Origin of the sequence: Gordonia paraffinivorans (assembly GCF_900683595.1) — a bacterium.
GTDB lineage: Bacteria > Actinomycetota > Actinomycetes > Mycobacteriales > Mycobacteriaceae > Gordonia > Gordonia paraffinivorans.
This window is the reverse complement of sequence record NZ_CAACYD010000006.1, coordinates 1207902-1224857: the sequence shown is the minus strand read 5'-3', so window position 1 is coordinate 1224857 and position 16956 is coordinate 1207902. Positions and strand designations below refer to the sequence as shown.

The 16956-nt window shown below is 71.2% G+C and carries 11 protein-coding genes; 6 read left to right on the top strand and 5 right to left on the bottom strand.

The genetic code is table 11. The annotated features are described in order from the left end of the window. Positions 1-197: 197 nt before the first annotated feature. Complete coding sequence (locus E1P53_RS12520; RefSeq protein ID WP_181954846.1) at positions 198-1502, top strand: MFS transporter; 1305 nt, start codon at positions 198-200, stop codon at positions 1500-1502. Here E1P53_RS12520 and E1P53_RS12515 read toward each other — a convergent pair. Next, a complete protein-coding gene (locus E1P53_RS12515) occupies positions 1483-2061 on the bottom strand; it encodes a hypothetical protein (RefSeq protein ID WP_131734464.1) in 579 nt (192 codons plus the stop codon). The genes E1P53_RS12520 and E1P53_RS12515 overlap by 20 nt on opposite strands. Before the next feature lie 114 nt (positions 2062-2175). Between E1P53_RS12515 and E1P53_RS12510 the strand changes: the two genes are divergently transcribed. Beyond that, positions 2176-3267, top strand: coding sequence for an aminotransferase class V-fold PLP-dependent enzyme (locus tag E1P53_RS12510; RefSeq protein WP_006900218.1), 1092 nt, complete (start codon positions 2176-2178; stop codon positions 3265-3267). A gap of 75 nt (positions 3268-3342) precedes the next feature. Here the strand turns inward: E1P53_RS12510 and E1P53_RS12505 are convergent, their stop codons facing one another. Both E1P53_RS12505 and E1P53_RS12500 read right to left on the bottom strand, forming a co-directional pair. Then, the gene (locus tag E1P53_RS12505) at positions 3343-4884 is read right to left on the bottom strand and encodes a glycerol-3-phosphate dehydrogenase/oxidase (RefSeq protein ID WP_131734463.1); all 1542 of its coding nucleotides are present in this window, start codon (positions 4882-4884) and stop codon (positions 3343-3345) included. A 13-nt stretch (positions 4885-4897) separates the two neighbouring features. Then, entirely contained in the window at positions 4898-5479 is a 582-nt protein-coding gene (locus E1P53_RS12500; protein WP_131734462.1) for a TetR/AcrR family transcriptional regulator, read from the bottom strand. A 44-nt stretch (positions 5480-5523) separates the two neighbouring features. Between E1P53_RS12500 and E1P53_RS12495 the strand changes: the two genes are divergently transcribed. Further along, complete coding sequence (locus tag E1P53_RS12495) at positions 5524-6432, top strand: diacylglycerol/lipid kinase family protein (RefSeq protein ID WP_131734461.1); 909 nt, start codon at positions 5524-5526, stop codon at positions 6430-6432. A 7-nt stretch (positions 6433-6439) separates the two neighbouring features. Here the strand turns inward: E1P53_RS12495 and E1P53_RS12490 are convergent, their stop codons facing one another. Continuing rightward, complete coding sequence (locus E1P53_RS12490; protein ID WP_131734460.1) at positions 6440-7924, bottom strand: CCA tRNA nucleotidyltransferase; 1485 nt, start codon at positions 7922-7924, stop codon at positions 6440-6442. Between the two features lie 192 nt (positions 7925-8116). On the opposite strand from E1P53_RS12490, the gene E1P53_RS12485 reads away from it, so the two are divergent. The 3 genes from E1P53_RS12485 to E1P53_RS12475 are packed head-to-tail and all read left to right on the top strand — an operon-like array spanning position 8117 to position 15956. After that, positions 8117-9334, top strand: coding sequence for an NUDIX hydrolase (locus tag E1P53_RS12485; RefSeq protein WP_131734459.1), 1218 nt, complete (start codon positions 8117-8119; stop codon positions 9332-9334). A 7-nt stretch (positions 9335-9341) separates the two neighbouring features. Continuing rightward, complete coding sequence (locus tag E1P53_RS12480) at positions 9342-11975, top strand: DUF6049 family protein (RefSeq protein WP_131734570.1); 2634 nt, start codon at positions 9342-9344, stop codon at positions 11973-11975. Positions 11976-12008: 33 nt separating this feature from the next. After that, positions 12009-15956, top strand: coding sequence for a murein biosynthesis integral membrane protein MurJ (locus E1P53_RS12475; protein ID WP_131734458.1), 3948 nt, complete (start codon positions 12009-12011; stop codon positions 15954-15956). On the opposite strand, the gene E1P53_RS12470 is transcribed toward E1P53_RS12475, so the two are convergent. Further along, positions 15940-16914 (bottom strand): sterol desaturase family protein, encoded by a 975-nt coding sequence (locus tag E1P53_RS12470; RefSeq protein ID WP_181954845.1) that lies wholly within the window; start codon positions 16912-16914, stop codon positions 15940-15942. The two genes, E1P53_RS12475 and E1P53_RS12470, sit on opposite strands and share 17 nt — an antisense overlap. Positions 16915-16956 lie beyond the last annotated feature (42 nt).

Genomic DNA, 16956 nt, shown 5'->3' with positions numbered 1-16956 from the left:
ACCGCCACCGCTTCCCGCCGGGAAGTCTCCGGGACGGAATTCCGGTGTGGGATCGTCTGCGTCGTCACCGCCGGCCACGTCACCATCATCGCACGACCGGCGCCGGAGGGGACCCACACGTTCGGGACGGACCGGTGCCGCTGAGTACGCTTGAACGGGTGAACCGCACCGAGGAGGACCGCCCGAGAGGGTGGTCGGTGTTCGTCGACTCGCTTCGGCATTCCCCGGGCCTCGGACGCCTCCTCTCGGTCCGTCTCACCAGCCAGATCACCGACGGCATCTTCCAGGCCGCACTGGTCGGCAGCATCCTGTTCAACCCCGAGCGGCACGCCGATCCGCTCGCCGTCGCCGGCGGCCTCGCGGTCCTGTTGCTGCCCTACTCGCTCATCGGCCCGTTCGCGGGTGCACTCCTCGATCACTGGGATCGGCGCAACGTGCTCCTGTACGCCAACGTGTTGCGGGCGGCGATCATCGGGCTCGTCGCGATCTCGGTCGCCTCGGGAGCCCCCGACGTGGTGGTGCTGATCTCGGCCCTCGCGGCGACCGGCGCGAGCCGATTCGTGGCGGCCGGCCTGTCCGCGGGTCTGCCACACGTCGCGCGGCGGGAGGTCATCGTCGCGATGAACGCGCTGTTCACCACCCTCGGCGGGGCGATGCTGACCGTCGGACTCGGCATCACCCTCGGGCTGCGGGCGATCTTCGGCGACGACAACTCCGGCAGCGCGCTCACGATGATCGCGGGGATCGTGCTCGCGCTGGTGTCGGGAGCGCTCGCGCACGGCTTCCCGCCGCTGCAGCTCGGCCCCGACGAACCCGACGATCCCGGACGGTCGGCGTTCCATGCGGTCTCGGTCGGGCTGTGGCACGGCGCCCGCGCGGTCGCCGAGCACAAGACGGTCGCCGCGGCGCTGTCGGCCATCGGCGCGCACCGGCTCGTGTTCGGCATGAACACCCTGATGATCCTGGTCTTCACCAAGCAGATGGGACCGGGGGACGGCCTCGACCGGGTCAGCCTGATCATCGGCTTCACCGGTGCGGGGGCGTTGCTCGCCGCCCTGGTGACGCCGATCGCGGTGGACCGCGTCGGTCGCTACCGGACGCTGATGTGCGCGTTGGCTGTCGGTGCCGTCGCCGAGGCGACGGTGTTCGGCTTCGAGTTCGCGGTGCTCTGCGGGTCGGCGTTCGTGCTGGGGCTGATCGGCCAGGTGGCCAAGCTCTGCGGCGACGTCGCGATGCAGGTCGACGTCGGCGACATGGTTCGCGGCCAGGTCTTCTCGGTGCAGGACGCGGTGTTCAACGTCGCCTACGTGGTCGCGGTGACCGCCGCCGCCCTGGCGATCCCGGCCGACGGGCACGCGCCGGTTCTGGTGGCGTTCGGGGTGGTGCTCTACATCCTCGGCATGATCGCCGTGCGCGCCCTCTACCGGCGGGTGACCATACCCGCCCTCACCCCGGAGGAGCCCGCGACCGACGGCCGGGCCATCACCGACCGCGCCGGCTGAACCTCGGATCCCGGCGGTCGTAGGCGGCATCGGCGGTGCCGTCGCCGTCGCGATCCACCAGCACCACGTCGGTCGTCCCGTCGCCGTCGGAGTCGACGTAGAGCCGCTCGCCGGCCAGGCGACCGGCCTTCTCCGTCCCGACGAGTTCGGCGTCGGTGGTGCCGTCGGCGTCGAGATCGAGACGGAGCACGCGGTCGGCCGGGCGCTCGGAGGGCTGCGGGCGGTGCTCCGGCGACTCACGCGGCGTGGCGGACGGGGTGTCGGCGCCGCCTCCGCGAACCTCACCGACATCGACCGGACGGTCCCAGAGTCCGGCACCCGAATCGCGATAGAAGGCATCGAACCGGTCGTCGTCGTCGAGGTCGAGCGCCACCGTGTCGGCGATGCCGTCGCCGTCGGAGTCCCACATCGCATCGTCGCGACGGCCGTCGCCGTCGAAGTCGAGCCGGATGGCGTCGGGACCCGGGGCGTCCACTCCGACGGTGGTGTCGGCGGGGTCGGTCCAACGGGTCGTCGAACCGTCCCCGGGCCCGAAGAAGTACTCGATCACCGGGTCCATGAGAGTTTGGACGCAGCGGGGACCGCTCCGGTTCCACCGGACTCCGCGAACATGCGTGCCGTGACACCCCCGCGCTGTGACCGGGGTCGCCCCGACCCGGTAAGTTGAGGCTTCATGTACGTCAGCGAGCTCGGCGAGCAGTGGCACGCAGCGCGGCTGAAACCCGCCCTGGCGCATCTCGACTCCGCTACTGCGGGACGGTCGTCGTATGCGGTGATCGGCGCGATGACCGCACACCTGTGGCGCGAGACCGAGCGCGGCTCCTACGTCGCCGCCGACGACCGGTCCGAGGAGATCGTCCGCGACACCCGGAATCTCGGCACCCTCATCGGACACACCCCGGACGAGATCGTCTTCCGCGAGAGCGCCCGAGCCGCCCTGCGTGCGTTGCTGACCAACTGGCGACTGCCTGTCACCTCGACGGTGTGGGTGGCGAAAAACGAGTTCGGACCGAACCTCGAGGAGTTCGAGCGCCGCGGCTACGTCGTGCGCACGATGCCTGACGCCGACTACCACGGCCACGTCGACACCGACGCGCTGGAGAACATGCTCCAGTTCGAGCAGCCCGACTTCATCCACATCTGCCACATCGGCTCGATGTCGGGCGTGGTGCAACCGGTCACGAAGATCGTCGAGCTCGCCCACAACGCCGGGGTCCCGGTCGTCGTGGACATGGCCCAGTCGGTCGGCCACGTCCCGACCGTCACCGGTGCCGACGTCGTCTACGGCACCAGCCGCAAATGGCTGACCGGCCCGCGCGGCGTGGGTTTCGTCGCGGTGCGCCGGGACTCGCTGCGGCCGGTCGAGATCGACGGCTCGGACGCGTTCATCGCCGGCCGCCTCGGACTCGGCGTCGCCATCCGCGAGCTCCTCGACATCGGCCAGCAGCGCGTGTTCCGCGAGCTCGCCAAGATCGGCAAGGCCACTCGCGAACGCCTGCACGGCATCGCCAGCTGGGAGGTGCTCGAGCCGATCGACGAGCCGTCGGCCATCGTGACGCTGGCCCCGCCGCCCGGGTGGCAGTTCGAGGACGTCGCCGCCGCGCGGGACAAGCTCCTCGACCTCGGCATCCTGGTGACCGCCGCCGACGTCTGGCGGGCGCCGCTGTCGACCGAGACCCCGGTCCTGCGGCTCAGCCCGCACCTCGACGTCCAACGTGAGGATCTCGACCGGCTCGCCGACGCCGTGCGGACGATGGGTTACTGAGCGCGGTAGGGGTTCCGGCCCGGGGCAGGCGGCACGCGCCGCTCGTGGTCCGATCGACGTGTGGCGACGGCTTGGTCAGCCCACCCGGTCCAGCGCGCTCGCCACGATCTCCTCGACCGCGGGCCGTGCGGCCTCGCCATCCCGGGCGACCAGGCCGATGCGCGTGCGCCGGTGCAGGACGTCGTCGGCGTCGAGGGCACCCTCGTGGGTCACCGCGAACTCGACCTCCGCACGGGTGACGTCGATGCCGGGCGCGATCGGATCCAGCGGCCGCTCCACCGTCGCCGCGTCGACGACGGTCGGCGCCTCGCCCCCGAAGCGAGCCACCAGCGATGCGGGCAGGCCCTGCTCGCGGGGATCGCGCAGCGCGCCGACGAGGGGTGTCGTGGTGGTGACGCACTCGGACACCGACAGCGCGGTGGTCGACAGCGCCGCGTCGACGGCGTCCTGCGCCATCCGCCGGTAGGTGGTGAGCTTGCCTCCGACCACCGTCACCAGGCCGTCGCCGCGCACGCGCACGTGATGCCGGCGCGACACGTCGGCCAATCCCTCCGACGACTCGCCGTCGAGCGCGGACGGATCGTGGATGAGCGGCCGCAGACCCGCGAAGGCGCCGATGACGTCGGCGCGGTCGAGCGGTCGGGCAAGTGCGGGGTTGATCGCGTCGAGCAGGAAATCGATCTCGGAGTCGTCGGGCGCCGGGATGTCGGGGATGGGTCCGGGTGCCGCGACATCGGTGAGGCCGATGTAGACCCGTCCCAGCTGGGCCGGCAGCGCGAATACGTAGCGCGACAGCGAATCCCCCAGCGGGACGGTGAGAGCGGCGGTCGGGTTGCCCAGCCGCGCCGCGTCGACGACGAGGTGTGTTCCGCGACTTGGTGAGACGGCGATCGACGAGTCGACGGTCGCCGACCACACGCCGGTCGCGTTGACGACCATGCGCGCGCCGACGTCGAGGCTCTCGCCCGTCCGGAGGTCGGTCAGCGTCGCGCCGCGGCCGTCGACCCGGTCGGCCCGCGTGCGGGTGCAGACGAGTGCGCCGTACGCGGCCGCGGTGCGGGCGACCGCCACGACGAGACGGGCGTCGTCGACGAGCCGGCCGTCCGTGGTCGAGATGCCCCCGCGCAGTCCGTCGGGGGCGAGTGCCGGGCACCGCCCCAGGGTCTCCATCACCGACAGCCGCGCCGGCGACGGCAACAGCTCACCCGGTGTTCCGGCGTTGCGCCGCAACACATCTGCCGCTCGCATCCCGAGCAACATGACCCTGCCGCGGCGGCCGCCGCGATCCGGCAGGATCTGACGCATCGGCGAGATCAGGTGGGGTGCGATCGAGGTCATCAGGTGATGGCGCTCGACGGCGCTCTCGCGGGCGATCCGGACGTCCCCCTTCGCGAGATAGCGCAGGCCGCCGTGGACGAGCTTGCTGCTCCACCGGGACGTGCCGGACGCGAGATCGCCCTGTTCGACGAGCGCCACGCGCAGGCCGCGGGTCACCGCGTCGAGCGCGATCCCGACGCCGGTGATGCCGCCGCCGACGACGAGGAGATCGAGGGGCGCGGCCGGATCGGCGAGCGCCTCGAGGGCCAGCCGGCGGGTGCGGGCGGACAGGGTGGCCATCAGCGTCCCCCGGTCATGCGACCGGCCGGAGGTAGCCGGTGATCGCGTCGTGGAGCTCGTCGCTCCAGCCGTCGGCCAGGATGTCGGAGACGAGGGGCTCCGACTGCAGGAAGGACTGGGCGATCAACAGGACCATCGACGCCATCCGCTTGGCGTCGCCGCGCCGGACCCGCCCCTGTTCCTGGGCGTAGGCCAACATGTCGGACAGCGTCGCCAGGACGCCCTGCTGGCTGGTGCCCAGGCGTTCGAAGACGTAGGGGGACATCAGGTCTCGCTGTTCTCGCCACAGCGATGAGAGGAGTTCGCTGTCCCGCAGCGCCGAGACCACCTCGATGATCAGGTCGGCCAGGGCGTCGAGATCGGCCGGCGGCCCCGCGTCGCCGACGACCGCGTCGACGATGGAGAGCACCTCGCGCGTCAGCAGGCCGCGCAGGATCTCGGAGATGTCCGGCCAACGCCGGTAGACAGTGGGACGGCTGACCCCGGCCCGCCGTGCCACCTCCGAGACGGTCACCCTGCGACCGCCGCTGCGGAGCAGGCATTCCCGCGCCGCGTCCAGTACGAGATCGCCGATCTCTCCGTTACGGATTGACATGATGTGTAAAACTGTAACGGATCACACAACCGGCGGGGGGCTGGATGACCATCCGACACGCCACGATCGTGGCCAGCCCATATGCCAGGCACGGCACGGGCCTGCGACTCGCGCATCGTGCTGCCGATCTTCTGCGCGCCCACGGCGTGGAGGTGGAGGTGATCGTCGGCGAGGACATCGCCGACGCAGCCGAACGCGCCGGCAAGGCCGCCAGGGGAGACACCGACGTCCTGGTGATCGCCGGCGGCGACGGAACAGTCCGCCTCACCGTGGAGGCCGCCTACGGCTCCGGGAAACCCCTCGCCGTCATCCCCGCGGGCAGCGGCAACGACTTCGCCCGCAACCTGGGGATCCCCCTCGACGTCGACTCTGCCGTGCAGGTCGTCCTCGACGGACACCGGGAACCGGTCGACCTCGGACGCGTCACCTTCGCCAACGGCCGCACCGCCCTGTTCAGCACGGTCGCCGCCACCGGATTCGACGCCGCGGTGACCGCGCGCGCCAACGAGATGCGGTGGCCCAAGGGACAGGCCCGGTACACGCTCGCGGCCCTGCTGGAGCTCATCGGGCTACGGCCGCACCACTACCAGGTGCGCGTCGACGACACGACGATCGAGGACGATCTCATCTTCGCCGCCATCGGCAACACCACCTCCTACGGCGGGGGCATGCGGATCACGCCGACGGCCACGGTGTCCGACGGGCTGCTCGACATCACGCTCGCTCGGACCCCCGCCCGGATTCCGCGGCTCACGCTGGCCCGGGTGTTCCCGAAGGTGTTCACCGGCAAGCACGTCGACCACACGCTGGTGCGGACACTCCGGGGCGCCGAGATCGAGCTGTACAGCGATCCCCCCGCGCTCGTGTCGGTCGACGGCGACCTCGTCGGGGGACTGCCGGCGGTCCTCGAGGCGGTCCCACGGGCGATCGAGGTGTTCACCCCCGCCCGGTGAGCAGGCGTCAGCCCTGGTTCTCGGGGCGCGCGGCCCACCATTCCCGCAACGCCTGCTCGGCCTCCTCCGGGCTGAGCGGCCCGCGGTCGAGGCGGAGTTCCTTGAGGTACCGCCACGCCTGGCCCACGATCGGGCCCGGCGGCACGCCCAGGAGTTCCATGATCGCGTTGCCGTCGAGGTCGGGACGGACCTTCTCCAGGTCCTCCTTCGCCTTCAGGTCCGCGATGCGCTTCTCGAGGTTGTCATAGTTCTGCTGCAGCCGGCGGGCACGCCGCTTGTTGCGGGTCGTGCAGTCGGCGCGGACCAGCTTGTTCAGCCGGTCGAGCAGGTGCCCGGCGTCGTTGACGTAGCGGCGCACCGCCGAATCCGTCCAGGCGCCGTCGCCGTAACCGTGGAACCGGAGGTGCAGGAACACCAGGTCCGCCACGTCCGAGACGACCGCCTTCGGGTACTTCAGCGCGCGCATGCGTTTGCGCACCATCTTCGCGCCGACGACCTCGTGGTGGTGGAAGCTCACGCCGCCGCCGGGCTCGTGGCGTCGGGTGGCGGGCTTGCCGATGTCGTGCAGCAGCGCCGCCCAGCGCAGGACGAGGTCAGGATCACCGTCCTCGAGGTCGATCGCCTGCTTCAGCACGGTCAGCGAGTGCTGGTAGACGTCCTTGTGCTGGTGGTGCTCGTCGATGGTCAGCTTCATGCCGGGGATCTCCGGCATGATGTGCTCGGCCAGCCCGGTCTCGACCATCGCGTCGATGGCCTCGAGCGGGTACTCGCCGCAGATCAGCTTGTCGAGTTCGGCGCGGACGCGTTCGGCGGTGATGCGCTCGATCTCGTCGTTCATCTCGGTGATCGCCTGCCACACGCGGGGAGCGAGCTCGAAGCCGAGCTGGGAGATGAAGCGGACGGCGCGCAGCATGCGCAGCGGGTCGTCGCCGAAGGACTGCTCCGGCGTCGCCGGCGTGTCGATGACGCCGGCGAGCAGCGCGCTCATGCCGTCGAGGGGATCGCAGAAGTCCTCGGCGCCCTTCGGGCCGATCCGGACCGCCATCGCGTTGACCGTGAAGTCGCGCCGCACCAGGTCGTCTTCGAGGGTGTCGCCGAAGGTGACCTCCGGGTTGCGGCTCACCTGGTCGTAGGTGTCGGCGCGGAAGGTCGTGATCTCGATGAGGTGTTCGCCCTTGCGGACCCCGACGGTCCCGAACTCGATGCCGACGTCCCAGAACGCGTCGGCCCACCCCTTCAGCAGACGCGTGACCTGTTCGGGGCGCGCGTCGGTGGTGAAGTCGAGGTCGTTGCCCAGGCGGCCGAGCACGGCGTCGCGCACCGAACCGCCGACCAGGTACAACTCGTGGCCCGCCGACGCGAAGAGCTCACCGAGGGGAGCCAGGACGTCGTCGAGCTCCCGGAGCGCGATCGCCGCGGCGGCCAGCAGCCGCACCCTGCGGTCCGGATCCGACGCCGCCGGTCGTGCATCCGACGGAGAAGAGTCATTCACGGCTTGTCACCCTACCGTCGTCGACCTCGCCACCAAGACGCCCTGGACGGCTCCGGCACGCGACCGCGTCCTCGGTGGTCGCCGTGTCCGGTCCCGCACGGCGGACCATCCGCCCGCGCGCGGTTTCCACATCCGCGCCGTACTAGTAGGCGTCCGGGCAAACAGCAGGTGACCAGCCGCTAGCATCGTGGAGTGTCCACCGATTCCTCGACCAACCCTTCAGACGTGAGTGACGTCTCGTCGGGTTCGCGTGGCGAAAACGGCGGACAAGCAGGTCAGAGCGCATCCGCCCAGGGGCGACGGACGCGGCGGGGCCGTCGTCGGCGAGGCCGGCGCAAGGGCGACGGACGCGCGAACACCACCAACGGTCGCACCGTCGACCCGAAACAGCCCGCTCACGCGAAGAAGCCGGGCGGCGGCCGCTCCGATCAGGCCGATCACAAGGCCGGCGCCCACAAGCAGGGCGGCCCCGGAGCCGCGCCCGCGCCGCACAAGCAGCACAACCCGGCGTCGCAGCCCGCTCCCACGACCGGCCGCCCGACCCCGAACGACCTCGTCCGCGCCCGGACGAACGACCCCGCGCGCCCGGATCCGGTCGAGGCGGAATCGGTGGAGAAGCTCCCGGTCGATCCCGACCGCGCGCGCCCGCGGGTGACGCCGCCCAAGCCGTCCGACATGGCGGCGGTCCCAGCGACCATCACCACCAAGGGCCTCGCCAAGAGCGGATCCAAGGCCGCGGGCAAGGGCAGGCGTCGGGGACGGCCCGAAAGCCCGGGCGGCGAACGCTCCACCGACAAGCTGCGCACCGTGCGCGAGACCTCGGCCGGCGGCCTGGTCATCTCCGACCTCGGACTGCCGATCGACGAGCTGTCCGCAGCTCTCATCGGACGGGTGGACCGTCGCGGCCGGATGATGTGGTCGCTGCCCAAGGGCCACATCGAGACCGGCGAGACCGCCGAGCAGACCGCGATCCGAGAGGTCGAGGAGGAGACCGGCATCCAGGGCACCGTCGTGGCGCCGCTCGGCAAGATCGACTACTGGTTCGTCAGTGAGGGCCGCCGCATCCACAAGACGGTGCACCACTATCTGCTGCGGTGCGTCGGCGGCGAACTCTCCGACGCCGACTACGAGGTCAGCGAGGTCGCGTGGGTGCCGTTGTCCGAGTTGCCCCGTCGTCTCACGTACTCTGACGAACGGCGACTCGCCCGGATGGCCCGCGGTGTGATCGCCGAGCTCGCCGCCGACCCGAACCGGCTGGCCCAGTCCGAGGCCGAGAGCATTCGCACCGAACCCAACGCCTATGAGAAAGCCGCCGCCGCGCGCAACCAGCGTCGCAACGAGCCACTGCCCCCGGCTCGTCCGCGCCGGCGCCGTCGCCGTCCCCGTCGGCCCGCGGCGGGCGATGGCTGAGTCCCGGCTGAGGGTCGCCACCGCACTCGCCGCCGTCCTGGGCGTGCTCGTTCTCCTCATGCTGCCCGCGACGGCCGGGCCGGCCTCCGCGGCCCCCGAGACCACCACCTCCGGTCCGGCGGGTTCCGACGCCGAGGCCCCGTCGCGGTTCGCGCGCATCGACATCGACTCGATGACGCCGTCGATCGTCACCACGACAAGCCGCCCGGTGGTCAGCGTCAGCGGACGCGTGGAGAACATCGGCGACCGCTCGATCAGCAACCTGACCATCCGGCTCGAACGCGGCGACCCGATCGCGTCCGCGTCCGGGCTGCGCACCGAGCTCGCCGACGACGACCCGGCGGTCGCGGTCGCCGGGCCCTTCGAGGAACTCACCGACTCCCTCGAGCCCGGCGAGAGCATCCAGTTCCAGATGTCGATGCCGCTGTCGGACGGGCCCGACGCCACCGTGCCGGGACTCGGCATCTCCCGGACCGGCGTCTATCCGGTGCAGGTGAACGTCAACGGCAAGCCGGACTACGGCGGCATCGCGCAGGTCGCCGGGTCGCGGATGCTCCTGCCCGTGCTGTCGCTGCCGCCCGACGAGAACCGCGCGCGAGACTACGTCGACCCGACCGCGGGTGAGGCGGGTCCCGGCGGCGTACCCGGCCTCGGACCGGACGGCTCGGTGTCGGCGAACCTGTCCAGCCCCGCCCGGATGACCCTGCTCTGGCCGCTGGCCGCCCCGCCGCAGCTGGCACCCGGGGTGCTCGGCGGCAACACCGAACCCGTCCGGCTGGTCAGCGACGACCTCGCGCGCTCGCTGAAGGCGGGCGGACGGCTGAGCGAACTGCTCACCGCACTGCAGAGGGTCGTCGGCGCGCCGCCCTCGGAGACCGTCGGTCCCGCCTCGGAGGCCCCGTCGGCCGAGACCTCCGCCGAACGATCCCCGGGAACCGCGCTGCCCGGCTCGGAGAAGCTCGCCGAGAGCATGTGCCTGGCGGTCGATCCCGACCTGCTGGTCACGGTCCGCGCGATGTCGCTCGGGTACGAGGTGTCGGACAATCCGGCCGACCCCACGTCGTCGACGCGACCCGGCACCGGCGCCGAGGCCGCGGCCCGCTGGCTCGACACCCTGCGCTGGACCGCGGGACGGATGTGCGTGGTCGCACTCCCGTTCGCCCAGGCCGACCTGACCTCGCTGGCGCGGATCGGGAACCCCGGCCTCGGCGCGGCCGCACTGCAGACCCCGTCGGACGTCGTGGACGCGATCCTCGGCGTCAAGAGCGTCCGCGGTCTGTCGATCCCCGCGCTCGGCGCGATCGACGCCGCCGGCGCCGGGGTCCTCGAACAGGCGCGGGTCCAGGCGACGGCCGTCGCCTCGAGCTCCCTCACCCCGACCGGCCGCCGCGACCAGTCGGGCCGCTACCGCATCGGCGGCCTCGCCGCCCAGACCTACGAGGCGCCCATCACCGCGGCGTTCGCCGCGCTGGGCACGGTTCCGCGCACACCCGCCCTGACCCCGCCGTCGCAGCGCGTGGATCTCGCCGACGAGTCGATCGGCAGCCGCCGTCAGACCGCGGTGGCCGCACTCGCGTACCCGGCGATCTCCCCGCCGCGCGCCGACCAGCCGGACGACACCGACCGGCGCGAACCGATCGTCGGCCGGTCCGCATTCCTCATGCCGTCGACCTACTGGTCCCCGACGATCGGCGACTCCGAGGCCCTGTTCGCCACCGCCCGCCTGCTACTGGAGTCCGGTGCGGCCACCCCGACCCCGCTGACCGCCGTCGTCGGCGAGCTCGACGCCGCACGGGAGTCGGCCCGGCTCACCGATCCACCCGGCATCGGACCGGTCGGCCGCGTGGGTTCGGTGCTGACCTCCGAGGCGACCGATGCGATCCGCCGGAACGTCGAGGACAGCTGGCAGTTCGAGGGTGCGCTCATGCGGGCCGCCGACGTGGCGGCCACCCCCGCGCGGTACATGTCGCCGCTGCGGGAGGACCAGTTGCGCGCGATCCGATCGCCGGACAGCGCCGGCTCGGCCGTCTACACGCAACTGCGCCGGCAGCAGGAGGAGCGCATCCGGGCGGTGGCGTCCACCCTGCACCGCATGACGCGTTCGGTGAACATCCTCGATCCCGGCGGGCGGTACACCCTGGCGTCCGAACGCAGTCCGGTGCTGCTAGCGGTCCGCAACGACCTCGCGCTGCCCGTGCGCGCCCGGCTCGGCATCTCCGCCCCCGAGGGCGTCGAGATCGGCGACCTCGGCGTGATCGAGATCCCGGCCCGCGGCACCCGCCAGATCCAGCTGCCCACCCGGGGCGACAGCTCCGAGGCCGTCACCATCGACATCCGGCTGGACACGGTCACCGGCGTGCCGCTCGGCGACCCGATCAGCCTGCAGGTCCACACCAACGCCTACGGCAAGCCGCTCTTCTACATCACGATCGCGGCGGGCGTGGCGCTGATCCTGCTGACCGCACGCCGCCTGTGGCACCGATTCCGCGGCCAGCCCGACCCCGCCGACGCCGACCGCCCGGAGCCCGACGAGCTCGAACGCATGCTGGCCGGGAGCGGGTACCAGGAGCGACGCCGTACCCTTCAAGGCGAGGGTGCTCCACCCGGGGAGGATGCCGGGACCGAGCCCCACGACCCATGACCCACGACGATCCGAGGACGGCGGAAGCAGCACGTGAACTGGAACGATGAGCCGCGGGCACCGCGGCCGGGCACACCCGGAGGGGTGCCGCCCCAGCGTCCGGATCGCGCTGCCCCGCGTCGGGTCCCGCCGAGCCCCGGGCCCCGCCACGAACCCCGTCACGCCCGTGGGTCCGTTCCACCGCCTGCCGCCGGTCCGTCGCCGGATCCCGGTCGTGGACCCGAGGGCGGGGTCCGGGTCGAGCCGCGGGCGGATCGGCCGGGCCGGATCGACGAGACCCGCTACCGCCAACGCCACAGCGGCGAGACCGACGCCGTCGACTCCCGCGCGTCGCGCAACGCCGGCGACGAGGAGGCCTCGCCGACGGGTCTGGCCCGCGACTCCGACTCGAGCATCCTGCGCACCAGCGGCTCGATCGCGATCGCGACCCTGTTCAGCCGGATCACCGGCTTCCTGCGCACCGTCCTGATCCTGGCGATGCTGGGTTCGGGGATCGCCTCGGCGTTCCAGGCCGCCGACGTGCTGCCGAACATGATCGCCGAGGTCGTCCTCGGTGCGGTGCTGACGGCGATCGTCATCCCGCTGCTCGCGCGCGCCGAGGCCGAGGACCCCGACGGCGGACAGGGCTTCATCAACCGGATCTTCACGATCACCGTCGTCGTCCTCGGGACGGCGACGGTCTTCGCGGTGATCGCGGCGCCGGCACTCACCTACATGAACCTCGGCGACGGACAGGTCAACCGGGACCTGTCCACACACCTCGCCTACCTGCTGTTGCCCGAGATCCTCTTCTACGGCCTCTCGGCGCTGTTCATCGCGATCCTCAACGTTCGCGGCCTGTTCAAACCCGGTGCGTGGGCGCCCGTGCTCAACAACGTCGTGCAGATCACGACGCTGGTGCTGTACGCGCTCGTGCCCGGCGAGATCACCCTCAACCCCGTCCGGATGAGCGATCCGCAGCTGCTCGTGCTCGGCGTCGGCTGCACGCTGGGTGTCGTCCTGCAGGCGATGGTCCTGGTCCCGTTCCTGAAGAAGGCGGGCGTGCACCTGCGGCTGGAGTGGGGCATCGACGCGCGCCTGCGCCAGTTCGGCAACATGGCCGTGGCGATCGTCGCGTACGTGGCGCTGCTGCAGGTCGGCCTGGTCGCCACCTACCGGATCGCCTCGTCGGCCGAGGCGTCGGGCGTGTCCATCTACTTCACCCACTGGCAGCTGCTGCAGCTGCCCTACGGCGTGCTCGGCGTGACGATCCTGACCGCGATCATGCCCCGGCTGTCGCGCAACGCCGCCGCCGACAACGCGAAGGCCGTGGTCGACGACCTCTCGCTGGCCACCCGCCTGACGATGGTCGCGCTGGTGCCGGTGGTGTCGTTCATGACGTTCTTCGGACCGGCCATCGCGATCGCGGTGTTCAACTTCGGCCGGTTCGAGGCCGCGGACGCCAACCAGCTGGGTTCGGTGCTCGCGTGGGGCGCGTTCACGCTGATCCCGTACTCGATGACGTTGGTCCAGCTGCGCGTCTTCTACGCGCGGGAGGACGCCTGGACCCCGACGTTCATCGCCCTCGGCATCACCGTGGTCAAGGTCGGCTCGTCGTACCTGGGACCGGTGCTCTTCGACAACCCGTCCAATGTCGTGCGCTGGCTCGCGCTCTCGAACGGCCTCGGGTACCTCGTCGGCGCGATCGTCGGCCACTTCCTGCTGCGCAGTCGCCTCGGCGGCGCACGCATGACGAACGTCGTCCGCACGACGCTGGTGACGTTCGCGGTGTCGATCGGCGTCTCGGCGACGGTGTGGTTCGTCGCGAAGACCACCGGGCTCGACGGGATGATCGGCTGGGCGGGCAAGCTCGGCTCGCTGATCTACCTCGCCCTCACCGCCGCGGTGGTGCTGGCCGTGACCTACGCCGGCCTGGCCGCCGCCCAGGTGCCCGACGTGGTCGCCATCGGCAACTCGGTGCGCCGCGTCCTCGGCCGCTTCATCCCTGCGCTCGCCCCGCCGCCGGAGCCGGAACGCGACCAGTCCCCGGCGATCACAGTTGCATTTCCGCGGGTCTCTGCCGACGAATCGCTCCCGTACTCTGGTCAGGTACAGGTACTTCGCCGCTTCGACCGGGGAACCGCGACGTGGCAGTCCTACTCGGTACACACCGGTGGTGCCATCGGTGCCGGCCGGGGTCCGCGTCCCATCCCACCGCGCGCACCGGTTCCGCGTGACATCAGATACCGGAGGAAAGGAGTCCGTCGCGTGAGTGACAGCGAGCTCGACACGACTGCAGCCGTCGGGTCGCCCGCCGATTCCGGCCCAGGCAGCACGTCCGGTCATTCACCCACCGACGTCCAGACTCCCGAGAACCCGGTCCACGCCAACCCCGCCACCGAAGCGACCGGTGCGCCGACGCCGCCCGTCCCGCCGCGCCGCGTGCGTCCGCGCGGACCCCGCCTCGTGCCCGGCGCGGTGGTGGCCGGTGGCCGCTACCGACTCCTCGAGCGGCACGGCGGCTCGCGCGGTCTGCAGTTCTGGCGGGCGCTCGACATCAACCTCGACCGCGAGGTCGCCCTGACCTTCGTCGACGCCGAGCAGCTGGCGCCGCCGCCGGAGCCCGGCCAGGAGATCAGGCCCACCGATCAGGGCCCGCAGGCCGTGCTCACCCGCACCCTGCGACTCGGCCAGATCACCCACGACGGTGTCGCGCGCGTCCTCGACGTCGTGCGCGGCTCGTCGGGCGGCATCGTGGTCGCCGAGTGGGTGCCGGGGTCCTCGCTCGCCGAGGTCGCGCGGACGAAGCCGTCGCCGATCGGTGCGGCGCGGGCCGTGCGTTCGCTGGCCGCGGCCGCCGAGATCGCTCATCGTTCCGGTGGGGCGCTGTCGATCGATCACCCGGACCGCATCCGCATCAGCCACGACGGCAACGCCGTGCTGGCCTTCCCCGGAACACTTGCCGGCGACGACAAGGCCTCCGACGTCCGCGGACTCGGAGCCGTCCTCTACGCGCTGCTGCTGAACCGGTGGACCCTCGACCCGGAGACCGGTTCGCGACTCATCACGACCGACGACGTCACCGAGCCCGTCGGCGGGATCCCGGTGGCCGAGCCCGGAGACGACGGCCGCCCCCGCGAACCCCGCGCCGTCGACCCCGAGATCCCCTTCGAGATCTCCGCCGTGGCCGCCCGCGCACTCGACGGAACCCGCGGCATCCGCACCGCGGCGACGGTCCAGCACGTCCTCGACCAGGCAACCGTCGTCGACCTGAACACGGACATGCTGCCGGCGATCACCGACGCCGACGCGGCTCCTCCGGTCTCGGTGACACCGCGGATCGGCAGCAACGAGGGCTCGCCGAAGCGACGCAACACCGCACTGCTCATCGGTGCCGGGCTGCTCGCGATCTTCGTGGTCATCGCGCTGATCGTCGGGGCGACCAACGTCTTCGGGGGCGATGAGGGCTCCAGCGACATCGACTCGATCATCCCGACCTCGGAGCCGGCTCCGGCCGGTCAGCCGGCACCCGGGGCCGATGCACCCACGGCCGGACCGACCCAGGAGATCCCGCTCCAGGCGGTGAGCGTCCTCGACTTCTCGGCGCAGACCCCGGACAACCCCGCCAACGTGGCGAACGTGATCAGCGGGCAGGTGCCGGTGTGGCAGACCGACAACTATCGGGGCCGGCCCGACTTCGGCGGCCTCAAGCAGGGCCTGGGGCTGATGTTCGATCTCGGCGCCGAGCGTCCGGTGAAGTCGGTGACCATCGACAGCCCGACGCCGGGATTCGATGTGGAGATCCGGACCTCGCCGAGCGCGACGCCCGCCTTCGCCCGCACGACGCCGGTCGCCGCCGCACGTGTCGATTCCGACTCGAAGACCATCGAGCTCGCCGAGCCCGCGACCTCCCGGTACGTGATGGTGTGGATCACCTCGCTGCCGGAGTCGCCGAACGGCGGCTACCAGGCGCAGATCTCCAAGGTCACGATGGAGGGCTGACGAGCTTCTCGTCGGCTCTCCCGGCATCGGTGTCCCGGGACTCGGTCTTCTCGCCGCAGGCCGCCTCGGTGTCGGGGCGGGTGGCGTTCTCGGGCGTCCACCCGGGCGGACCGAGGATGTAGCCGAGGCGTGCGCGCCAGGTGTCGGCGGCCTTCACGTCGCGGGCGATCGACACGTACTCGTGGGTCTCGAGCGTCCAGATGTTGTAGGTGTCGATCGGTTTCGTCAGCCCGTAACGGGGGCGATGGCGCTCCGGGGTGAACGAGCCGAAGATCCGGTCGAAGATGATGAACACGCCACCGTAGTTGCGGTCGAGGTACTCCGGGTCCGAGCCGTGGTGGACGCGGTGATGCGACGGGGTGTTGAACACGAATTCGAAAGGCGCCCACATCTTCCCAATGTGCTCGGTGTGAATCCAGAACTGGTAGATCAGATTCAGCGAGTAGGCGAAGAAGACCAGGGCGGGCGGTACGCCCAACAGGGGGAGCGGCAGCCACATCACGATGGCGGCGCTGATGTTCCACTTCTGCCGCAGCGCGGTCGCGAAGTTGAAGTACTCGCTGGAGTGGTGCGCCTGATGCGTGGCCCACACGATTCGGACGCGGTGCGAGATCCGGTGGGTCCAGTAGTAGAGGAAGTCCACGCCGACGAAGGCGATCACCCACGAGTACCACTTGTCCATCGGCAGGTGCCACGGCGCGAGGTAGGCGAAGATCGCGGTGTAGGCGAGGAGGCCGAGAATCTTCCAGAACGCACTGGTGAAAATCGAGACGACGCCCATCAGCACGCTGGCCCGGGCATCCCGGGTCTCGTAGGCGCCGGGTGCGGGCCCATCCTTCTCGTGGTCGTCGTGCTCGAGTTTCGCCGCGGCGAACCACTCGATCGCCAGCATGGTCAAGAAGAAGGGGATCGCGAGCACGGTCGGCTCGCGCATGGGATCCGGCAGCAGCTCCAGCACCGTCCACACCTCTCGAACTATCTGACACGGGGGCATGTCAGT

Coding starts and splice junctions, on each gene's coding strand:
- E1P53_RS12500 (WP_131734462.1), bottom strand. CDS start 5,479: ATGTCAATCCGTAACGGAGAGATCGGCGATCTCGTACTGGACGCGGCG.
- E1P53_RS12510 (WP_006900218.1), top strand. CDS start 2,176: ATGTACGTCAGCGAGCTCGGCGAGCAGTGGCACGCAGCGCGGCTGAAA.
- E1P53_RS12505 (WP_131734463.1), bottom strand. CDS start 4,884: ATGGCCACCCTGTCCGCCCGCACCCGCCGGCTGGCCCTCGAGGCGCTC.
- E1P53_RS12495 (WP_131734461.1), top strand. CDS start 5,524: ATGACCATCCGACACGCCACGATCGTGGCCAGCCCATATGCCAGGCAC.
- E1P53_RS12515 (WP_131734464.1), bottom strand. CDS start 2,061: ATGGACCCGGTGATCGAGTACTTCTTCGGGCCCGGGGACGGTTCGACG.